The 8828-nt window shown below is 40.9% G+C and carries 9 protein-coding genes; 5 read left to right on the forward strand and 4 right to left on the reverse strand.

Features of this window, described 5'->3' with window-relative positions; genetic code table 11:
* Positions 1-385 precede the first annotated feature (385 nt).
* From F6J99_RS13445 to F6J99_RS13455, 3 genes are all read left to right on the forward strand, one after another.
* Positions 386-748 carry a hypothetical protein gene (locus F6J99_RS13445; protein ID WP_293113359.1) on the forward strand — a complete coding sequence of 121 codons (363 nt, stop codon included), beginning with the start codon at positions 386-388 and terminating at the stop codon, positions 746-748.
* An 876-nt stretch (positions 749-1624) separates the two neighbouring features.
* Positions 1625-1783 (forward strand): hypothetical protein, encoded by a 159-nt coding sequence (locus F6J99_RS13450; RefSeq protein WP_293113360.1) that lies wholly within the window; start codon positions 1625-1627, stop codon positions 1781-1783.
* Positions 1784-2438: 655 nt separating this feature from the next.
* The gene (locus tag F6J99_RS13455) at positions 2439-2795 is read left to right on the forward strand and encodes a hypothetical protein (protein WP_293113361.1); all 357 of its coding nucleotides are present in this window, start codon (positions 2439-2441) and stop codon (positions 2793-2795) included.
* Between the two features lie 135 nt (positions 2796-2930).
* Here F6J99_RS13455 and F6J99_RS13460 read toward each other — a convergent pair whose 3' ends face one another.
* Positions 2931-3119 (reverse strand): hypothetical protein, encoded by a 189-nt coding sequence (locus F6J99_RS13460; RefSeq protein ID WP_293113362.1) that lies wholly within the window; start codon positions 3117-3119, stop codon positions 2931-2933.
* Positions 3120-4288: 1169 nt separating this feature from the next.
* Here F6J99_RS13460 and F6J99_RS13465 point away from each other — a divergent pair.
* Complete coding sequence (locus tag F6J99_RS13465; RefSeq protein WP_293113363.1) at positions 4289-5242, forward strand: DMT family transporter; 954 nt, start codon at positions 4289-4291, stop codon at positions 5240-5242.
* A gap of 60 nt (positions 5243-5302) precedes the next feature.
* Here F6J99_RS13465 and F6J99_RS13470 read toward each other — a convergent pair whose 3' ends face one another.
* The 3 genes from F6J99_RS13470 to F6J99_RS13480 all read right to left on the reverse strand — a co-directional run bounded on the left by F6J99_RS13470 (position 5303) and on the right by F6J99_RS13480 (position 7396).
* On the reverse strand, positions 5303-6199 hold the full coding sequence (locus F6J99_RS13470) for a hypothetical protein (protein ID WP_293113364.1): 897 nt from the start codon (positions 6197-6199) through the stop codon (positions 5303-5305).
* Positions 6200-6470: 271 nt separating this feature from the next.
* Entirely contained in the window at positions 6471-7064 is a 594-nt protein-coding gene (locus F6J99_RS13475) for a hypothetical protein (RefSeq protein WP_293113365.1), read from the reverse strand.
* 38 nt (positions 7065-7102) lie between these two features.
* On the reverse strand, positions 7103-7396 hold the full coding sequence (locus F6J99_RS13480; RefSeq protein ID WP_293113366.1) for a hypothetical protein: 294 nt from the start codon (positions 7394-7396) through the stop codon (positions 7103-7105).
* A 313-nt stretch (positions 7397-7709) separates the two neighbouring features.
* On the opposite strand from F6J99_RS13480, the gene F6J99_RS13485 reads away from it, so the two are divergent.
* Positions 7710-8828: ABC transporter transmembrane domain-containing protein (locus F6J99_RS13485; RefSeq protein WP_293113367.1), on the forward strand; the 1119-nt coding region annotated here is incomplete at its 3' end.

Below are 8828 nucleotides of genomic sequence, written 5' to 3' on the forward strand. Positions count from 1 at the left end.
TCCGGTGATCCGCTGTTCCCTAAAATCCCGAAATTGTGTACCTCATAGCTATGATAATTGCTATATATGAGTTTTTCTATGAGTTTTTCTATGAGTTTTATGAGGATAATAGATATATATAGCAATCCTAAATCATTTGTAAAATAAGCAAAATATGGAATCGTTGCTGGGCAAGGGTTATAGAGTTCGCTTTGGCCAATATATTTCACGAATCATTTAGGACTGCTATAATAGGGCTAATATTAAATTGGTTATCTAACCAGTGTTGGCATCGAAATACTCCGAAAACTATTTCTGGATATATCCCAAAATATAGTTTTAGGCGAAGCCGAATTGGTAATAATTACTGTTAGGTACCCTATTCAAAAAAATGGAGAAAATTATCATGAAAAAGTTTGCATCTCTTGTGGTTTCGTTATTGTTGGTATGTTTTACCTTGCTTGGTGCTGCATCCCCAGCCAATGCTGCATATCAGGCACGATTTTCTGACTCTGGAACTACAGGACCACGTGTTGAATTTGGTACAACTGGAAATCCTACCCAGTACATGATTGTAGGAGCATACGGCAATATCAATAATATCGATACTAAGAATCGCCCTCTTAAAATCTACTCTACTTCAAATAATCCAATTACCATTCAGATCACTGAGCTTCCTAATGCTTCTACTGCTCCTGCTGGTGCAGATTTAGAAAGTATTGTAATCGACAAGAATACTGGCAAGTTGTACATCACATCGTTTAATTAGGACTAAGCCTTAGGCACTAGGCATTAGTGAAATTTTGATTACCTAGGGTAGGCTATTGCTTACCGTTTGAATCTGAACCCACATTCCTCACTTCGTTTCGAGCGAAATTGAGCTGATTTGTAAGTATTCAGCCGTCAGCCGTCAGCCGTCAGCTAAAAGCTCACGCGTGCGCGTTCAGCCGTCAGCCGTCAGCTTATTTTATTCAAAAGCTGAACGCGGACGCGTGCGCGTAGCGCTAATCGCTGTTCGCTGATGGCTGATAACTGTTCGCGCAGCGTGCGCGTAGCGCTAATCGCTGATATCTGAGAGCTGATATCTCAGAGCTGAGAGCTGATAGCTTAATGCTTAAGTTTCACCTACTTGGGCAACAGTTATACTGCTAAGATTAATCATTCCTAATTTTTTTTGTAATGGTTAATGATTCACTTTAATTATTACTTATTACTATCCCGTTGGTGGGCAGTGCCTAGCAACGGGATTGACTTGCTTATGTTATCTGTTTCAAGCACTGCCCACCCTACATCAACTACTTATATGAGTTTTTCTATGAGTTTTATGAGGATAAGAGATATATAGCGTTTATCGTAGTTATGAGGTACAGGCTTCTTTGACGTTGATTCCCTGTTAGGTGCGCTTTCCGCATTAAGAATTAAATTCGCTACGGGTCGCACCTCTTGATGTAGCCCATCGCTATACCCTATTCCCTCTTATCTGTTCCCTGTTCCGGTGATCCGCTGTTCTCTAAAATCCCGAAATTGTGTACCTCATAGCTATGATAATTGCTATATACGGCGGTTTGCATAACTATCAAGTACACAGGATTTTATCCTTCTTCCCTCTTCCCTGCTCCCTGCTCCCGTCTTGATGCAGTCGCTCATGGGGGAAACCACGGCAATAGCGAGTGGGGGGAACCCCCTTTGGCGGCGCTGCCTCCCCAAGACCGCGCTGCATCGCTGCTCCCTAAAAACCTTAGGTGCGCTTTCCGCATTAAGAATTAAATTCGCCACGGGTCGCACCTCAGAAATTTGTACCTAATTGAAGTGCAAACCGCTATATGAGTTTTTTTATGAGTTTTTCTATGAGTTTTTCTATGAGTTTTATGAGGTTCTGTTCCCTGTTCCGGTGATACCCTGTTCCCTAAAATCCCTGGGGGGGGTGACATGCAAGCTAAAACCCTTACTGGGTAATATTTTCAGCCGATTTGTCACTTAATCGGTGCGCTTTCCCCATTAAGAATTAAATTCGCCACGGGTCGCACCTGAAAGATACATGGTGTTTTGGGCTGACCTTGGACGTAGTTATAAGGGTTTGAGCTTTCAGAAAATCACAGGAGGGTCAATTTGGGAGTTGATCATGGCATCAAAGCCTTATCTAGTAAGCTTTTCAGGGCTGATGTCACCCCCTCAGCTAAAATCCCGAATATACCTCATAGCTATGAGAATTACTATATATTATATATGAGTTTTTCTATGAGTTTTTCTATGAGTTTTTCTATGAGTTTTTCTATGAGTTTTATGAGGATAAGAGATATCTAACCGGGCTAATCTTAAATTGGTTATCTAACCAGTGCTGGCATCGGATACTCCGAAAACTATTTCTGGATATATCCCGAAATATAGTTTTGGGCGAAGTCGAACTAGTAAGAATTACCGTTAGATATCCAATATAGTCCAAAATGGAGAAAATCATCATGAAAAAGTTTGCATCTCTTTTCGTTTCGTTATTGTTGGTATGTTTTACCTTAGTTGGTGCTGCATCCCCAGCCAATGCTTATGCAGGATTCTCTGAGTCTGGCTCTGGCACAGGTCCAGGACCACGTGTTCAATTTGGTACCAATGACAATCCTGACCAGTACATGACTATAGGAGCATACAACAATTCCAATAATATCGATACTCGGAATCGCCCTCTGATAATCTACTCTTCTTATTCAGATAAGCCAATTAGCATTATAATCGATGAGCTTCTTCCTATTGCTCCTGCTGGTGCAAATTATCCAACTGTTGTAATCAACCCTTATAATGGCAAGTTGTACATGGCCGACTAAGCAATAGCCGCTAGGCACTAGGCATTAGTGGAATTTTGATTCCCTAGGGTAGGCTATTGCTTACCGTGTGAATCTGAACCCACATTCTTCACTTCGTGAGGAATGTGGGATATATTTTTGGCTCTTCCGTACTTGTTATGCTAAATAAACACTTTGGCAAAGGGAGCAGGGAGTAGGGAGCAGGGAGCAGGTAATAGGTAATAGGTAATAGGTAATAGGTAATAGGTAAAAAAAAGAACAAATAGCTAAGATAAACGCTATAGTTCCATGTTTTACGATGTGATGATCAACACAACTAGTATAGGTTAATGGAGGAGAAGACATTCCTACTCCCTACTCCCTACTCCCTACTCCCTACTCCCTACTCCCTACTCCCTACTCCCTACTCCCTGCTCCCTAAAACCTATAACTTTGGACTTCACTAAATATAAAAATGCTATCAGGTATAACACATTCACAACAATTAGTAAGCTTTTACCTATCCAAGACTCAATCATAGGGAAACTAACAATTGTTGCTACTAGCACCAACAATTTTTCTACTTTGGTAGTTAATCGTAAACGGGTGGAAATAATTCGAGCGTAATTGAGCTGAGTGCATTAATCCCGTTGGTGGGCAGTGCCTAGCAAGGAGATTGACTTGTTTATGTTATCTGTTTCTAGCACTGCCCACCCTACATAAACTTGACTATTATAGCAATTCTCAGAGTCATGAGGACAAAGCTTATCCCTCTAAGGCAAAAGGCAAAAGGCATGCATGCAATAGTCAAGAGGGTTTGAAGCGATGCAGAGGTGCGACCCGTGGCGAATTTAATTACGGGTCAAACGCACCATTACGGTCTTGGGGAGGCAGCGCGGTCTTGGGGGTTCCCCCGGAGACGAAACCTTAGATAGTGGAGCCTTTATAGTTAGCAGGTTATGCAGAAAAGGGTTAAATATTTGTTAAGAAGGCTCCACTATCTTACGGTAACTTGGCCGTAGGCCACGCTTCGCGAACAAACCATGAGCGACTGCCGTGGTTCCCCCCATGAGCGACTGCATCAAGACAGGAAATCGGTGTCAAATCATACTGTACCTCATAACTGCGATAAACGCTATATTCAGGTTAATTATCTTTAGGAATCTCAAGACTAAGTAGGTGGGCGTAATTAAGTTTAAAATAGCGATTGAAATTCAAAATCCCGAAAACCCTATGAATAAAGGATTTCAGCTTCATTTTCGGATTTTTAGTTTTAACGTTTATTTATGCCCACCTACTTATATCATGAATATTAGAGTCACAATGTTATTCAAAAAAACTTGCTTGCTAATTAATAAAGCTCAATAATACTATCAAGTAATAAAAATAACTATAGCATTTTAGTTGAGATGTAAACATAGGATTTATAGAACAAAGTAACTTCGCAACAGTAGTCAATATATCCGATTTTTGGTGTTATGATAAAGCAGCAATGCGGCATTGATTTTGATGATCTATTGGAAAATGGTCTATAAATGCATCAATTAATTAATCCAAAAATTTTTCCACTTGCCAGAAAAGCTTCATTTATGCCTTTATTGGCATTGCTAATGGCAACTTTTATCCTTTCATTTGCTGCGATTCTAACAAAATTGGCTGAGTTTGATCTTGGACCTGGTGCAACTATATTTAACCGATATTGGATTGCTGCAGTTACTTTTAGCTTATGGGAAAGCCAAAAGCTTGTATTCCCTGGGAAACCTGAACAAGAGTGTAAATCATCAGGGCACCTTACTATTAACGATGTAATCTTGTTCGGGATAGAACCTTTAATGACTTTTATCTGCATATCTCTGTGGGCTATTTCACTAACTCAGACTAGTGTAGCCAATGCCAATTTGTTGCATAACATGACTCCTATCTTTTCAACCCTCGGTGCTTGGTTGCTTCTGAAGCAGCAATTTGACAACCGCTTTCTAGTTGGTCTAGGCATTGCACTATTCGCGTCTAGTTGTATTGAGTTTGAGGACTGGTTTATTGCCCCTAGCAACTTTACTGGAGATATGCTGGCACTACTCTCTTCTGTTTTTTATGCTGGTGCATTTTTAGCTCGTGAATCCTTGTGCAATAAATACTCAGTCAGCACAATCTTGCTATGGAGCTGCTTCTTAAGAGCGATCTTAGCTTTGGGATTTACTTTAATCATGGAAGATCACCTCTTCCCCTTGACACAATCAGCATGGTTTTCTGTGGTTGCTTTAGGCATTGTTGTACAGGTTTTTGGACATGGCCTTTTAACATACAGCTTTAAGCATTTTTCCTCTAGCTTTGTCAGTGTATGCCTCTTACTCGATCCACTGATTACAGCTTTATTCGCTTGGATTATCTTCGCTGAAAAATTGACGCCACTCAATATGGTTTCCTTCCTTGGCGTTATTGCTGGAATTTATCTCGCTAGGTTAGGCAAGGGTTCTCAAAAGGCAGGGTAAACCCCAGAAGTGTTGAAGATTTTAAACCTTCAACACTTCTGCACTATACCATACTTCGGGTTAAACTTTAGTGGAAGTAAGCAAATAATCAGTCGCTAAAAGGTGTAAATTAATGCTATTAAATTCTAAAAGTTTGTTTGAATGAAGCCATTTTAACACTGTTATTTCCTGTTGTAGTTTTACCTCTTTTGAAAATTTTTTACGATTAAATTCTCCGATATATTTAGATCCTTTGTATAAATCAGACCTTGTGATCTCAACTAGAACTAAACCTGTTGATAAAATAGCTGATTTAAGAAGAGGATTTTCTAGAGGATTATTGCCATCTTCATAAAAGCAGCGAATCTCTTCTCCATTTATAGTATAATTTTTTTCCTGAAAACCAAGTTTATTCATATAAACAGTTGTTTCTGAGTTTGTTGATAGGCTTCTCGGGAAAACAAAAACCGGGAAATTATCAAACAAAGGGAGACCGTCATTGATTTGATGTGGTTCAAAGAGAATCTTCCACATATCTAAAGATAGACTATACTTATCTTGTTGATCATTTCCGGCATGCTCTATATTACTTCTATCGTAATCATGCATATATGTTGAAAACATACCTGCAATTGAAGATAATTTGAAATTGTATGTATTATTCGCAACAGATACTTTTGTGAATTCATAGAGGGGGAAACCAGGTTCTTTCTTATTGTTTTCATCAGAAAAGCAAATAACTACCAACCAAGCAATATCAAGAGTTATATTCCCTAGTCTTACATCTTTTCTAAGTTGCTCGTCATGCAGATTCTGAAAGAATAAACCCCTACATCTTTCTAGGAAAGCTTTCTTTTGCTCTGTTGTCTTTTCTAAGATATCGGCAACTGCATTATAGCGTCCCAAATCTCCGGTTATCTTCTTTCTATGCTCTTTGGTTAGGATATCCAAAGATACTTCAACACTAGATAATTTCACTTGATTCAACGTTTAGGTAGACAATAAACCTCTTGCCAAAGTTATTGTTGTGGGCATCTGCGGTGGCTTCCGGTCTTCCAAACAGCCAGTGGTTGTTTGTTCGAGCTTGGCTGCTCGACTCCTTACATATATAGGAGTCAAGCCAAATCTGGTAAGCTGCTATGCAGTTATATTGTATAATGTAAAGTTAACCCTCTTGTGTCACTCTAGGCAAAGGAACAATAACGATTATCCCACAAATCGACCAAGTAACCTAAACAATCAAATTCCTTCATTCATACCCAATTGATAATTTGGGTCGAATCACTCGAAAGTAAAGAAAACTAGTAAGATATAACACATTCACAACAATTAGTAAGCTTTTACCTATCCAAGATTCAATCATAGGGAAAGTAACAATTGTTGCTACTAACACCAATAATTTTTCTACTGTGGATACAGTATGACCATGATGCTTGGGGTCCCAGTAAGAGAAAGGACTAATAAAACGATAGTTACTAACAGGAAAAAAGTGCCGGTGAGCATCATCGTTGTGAACTGGTAAATCTAATAAGGAGTGCAGGATCATACTTAAACATAGAATTTCCCAAAGTTGCCATCCCCAGTAATGGCTGATGATAACTCCACACAGGGCTAGGGGAAGGGAATGAAAGGTAGCAACAAGGTTCTGCCAAAAGGGTAATTCGTAGGTTTGTGACCAAATTTGGTACTCTGGTTGACGACGAATTAATTTTGCCCAGATGTAAAGGATAAAAATTGGTAAATCGGGTAAGATAGCACCAATTGTAATGGGTAAAGCTGCCTGAAATTGAGTCTGTTGATTCAAAACAGCAAGGTTAATAATGGCGTGGCTAGGAGTATTCAAGGGTTAGTTTGTTGATGATTTTGGTTGAGCGATATTGCTTATAATTTTAAGGCAAAAGGCAATAGGCAATAGGCAAGAGGCAAGAGGCAAGAGGCAAGAGGCAAGAGGCAAAAGGCAAGAGGCAAGAGGCAAGAGGCAAAAGGCAAGAGGCAAAAGGCAAGAGGCAAAAGGCAAGAGGCAAGAGGCAAGAGGCAAAAGGCAAGAGGCAAAAGGCAAGAGGCAAAAGGCAAGAGGCAAAAGGCAAGAGGCAAAAGGCAAGAGGCAAGAGGCAAAATTAAAGAGGGATTTAAGGAATGCAGCGCTATAGCGGTTTTTAGCCTAATGAGGTACACAGGATTGTTGCCCTGTTCCCTCTTCCCCTCCTGGGAGGGGTTAGGGGTGGGTTACTCTTCCCTGTTCCCTGTTCCCTGTTCCCTGTTCCCTGTTCCCTAAAATACCGAAATTGTGTACCTCATAGCTATGAGAATTGCTAGATACGGTATAATAATCACTCATTGATTTGCTCTCTGGACTTAGCAACCCATTCTGCCTGATAAGTCAGGGTTAATTACTGTGTTGAATTCAAGGTCAAAGTCAAAACGAAATTCAAGGTTAACGTCAAAACCAAATAAGCGTAAGCATTCCAACTCTCCCCTACAGCGGCTGATGGGTTACGCTCAGCCCCATCGTTCCCTAATCGGGAAAGCGATCGCATGCTCAATCCTCAACAAAATCTTTGACCTAGCCCCTCCGGTCTTGATCGGGATGGCAGTGGATGTGGTGGTCAAACAACAAGATTCCTTGATTGCCCATCTAGGAGTCACCGATATCTTTAGCCAACTGGTATTGCTGGCATTCCTGAGCTTGATTGTTTGGGGATTGGAATCCGCCTTTCAATATGCTTACGAACGATTGTGGCGGAATCTGGCTCAAACCATTCAACACGAATTGCGCCTAGATGCTTACTCTCATCTGCAATCGATGGAACTAGCGTATTTTGAAGATAGCAGTACAGGGGGATTGATGTCTATCCTAAGTGATGATATCAACCAACTAGAACGCTTTCTCGATATTGGTGCCAACGAAATTCTCCAGGTAGCCACAGCCATTATTATTATCACTGCGGGCTTCTTTATCCTTGCTCCCAATGTAGCTTGGATAACTCTGATTCCTATCCCCTTTATCCTCTGGGGTTCGATGACCTTTCAACGTCTGCTTGCTCCCCGTTATGCAGCAGTTCGGGAAAAGGTAGGGTTACTCAATGGACAGTTAGCAAATAATCTAACTGGGATTACTACCATTAAAAGCTTTACGGCGGAAGAGTATGAAGCTAAGCGGATTGAGAGACAAAGTCTAGGGTATCAGCACAGTAACCAGAAAGCGATCGCATTTTCTGCTGCCTTTGTCCCCTTGATTCGGATGTTAATCCTATTTGGCTTTACCGGCATTCTGCTCTACGGTGGTAAGTCCGCAGCCGCCGGGGAACTAGCAGTAGGCACCTACAGTGTATTAGTTTTCATGACTCAGCGCTTGCTTTGGCCATTAACTCGACTGGGTAACACCCTCGATCAGTATCAACGGGCGATGGCATCCACTACTAGGGTAATGAATCTGCTCGATACCCCAATTGCCATGCACCCTGGCGATACACCATTACCTAGGTCTGAGGTTAAAGGGGAATTGGTATTAAATAATGTCACATTTGCCTACCGTAATCGCCCCCCTGTGGTAGAAAATCTTTCCCTCCACATCCCCGCTACTCAGACTATCGCGATAGTAGGTTCC

The organism is Moorena sp. SIO4G3 (assembly GCF_010692305.1).
In the GTDB taxonomy this organism is placed as follows: domain Bacteria; phylum Cyanobacteriota; class Cyanobacteriia; order Cyanobacteriales; family Coleofasciculaceae; genus Moorena; species Moorena producens_A.

What these genes read in the sequence shown, in the direction of transcription:
- F6J99_RS13465 (WP_293113363.1), top strand. Translation starts at nt 4,289, where the DNA reads ATGCATCAATTAATTAATCCAAAAATTTTTCCACTTGCCAGAAAAGCT.
- F6J99_RS13455 (WP_293113361.1), top strand. Translation starts at nt 2,439, where the DNA reads ATGAAAAAGTTTGCATCTCTTTTCGTTTCGTTATTGTTGGTATGTTTT.
- F6J99_RS13445 (WP_293113359.1), top strand. Translation starts at nt 386, where the DNA reads ATGAAAAAGTTTGCATCTCTTGTGGTTTCGTTATTGTTGGTATGTTTT.
- F6J99_RS13460 (WP_293113362.1), bottom strand. Translation starts at nt 3,119, where the DNA reads ATGTCTTCTCCTCCATTAACCTATACTAGTTGTGTTGATCATCACATC.
- F6J99_RS13450 (WP_293113360.1), top strand. Translation starts at nt 1,625, where the DNA reads ATGGGGGAAACCACGGCAATAGCGAGTGGGGGGAACCCCCTTTGGCGG.